The organism is Pseudomonas edaphica, assembly GCF_005863185.1.
GTDB lineage: Bacteria > Pseudomonadota > Gammaproteobacteria > Pseudomonadales > Pseudomonadaceae > Aquipseudomonas > Aquipseudomonas edaphica.
Window position 1 is genome coordinate 1 of record NZ_VBVZ01001129.1, and the last position, 596, is coordinate 596.

The window sequence follows — 596 nt, forward strand, 5'->3', positions numbered from 1 at the left end:
GTCTCGGACTGAGCGAACTCGCGGTAGTGAGTGTTGCCGGTGCGGCTGTCGAGGATTCGCCAGTAGTCGCCGCGCTTGTACGTGATGTACGGGTACTCGGGACCGATGCTGTGCTGCTGGAGACCGCCCGTCTTCGCGCCGTGCCCGGTGTACTGCACGTCGTCGCGCTTGTCGATGCGGCCCGCGCTGCACTTGCCGCGCTCGCACTCGCAATAGCTGCTGCGGCATTCCTGCGGAGCGACGGCGTTCGCCAGAACCTTGCTCGGTGCAGCCGCAATGAGGACTTCGAGCGCTGCCTTGGTCTCTTGCAATTCCTTGAGCAAGGCGTCGCGTTCATGGTGTGCGGCCACCAGCACGTCGAGCGTGTGACGAACCTGCTCGCGCTGCTCCTTCTGACGCTCTGCGATGCGCCGACCCATTGACGACTCGTTGAACTGAGGCGTAGCACGCGCTTGGTCGAGCCGCTGCACCGTGTCGATAGCGTTGAAGATTCGACGGCGTGCTTGCTGGACGTTGAACAGATTCATTGGGCGCTCCGAAGGGCTGTGTTAAGACGCGGCGTTGCATTGCCGACCAGACCCGAAACCACGGCGGCG

General features: G+C 63.4%; 1 protein-coding gene. It reads right to left on the minus strand.

Going from position 1 to position 596, the window contains the following annotated elements; translation table 11 throughout:
- Positions 1 to 527, minus strand: a 527-nt coding sequence (locus FEM54_RS33665) for a hypothetical protein (protein ID WP_138454409.1), incomplete at its 3' end; no start/stop codon positions are given.
- Between the last annotated feature and the right edge of the window lie 69 nt (positions 528 to 596).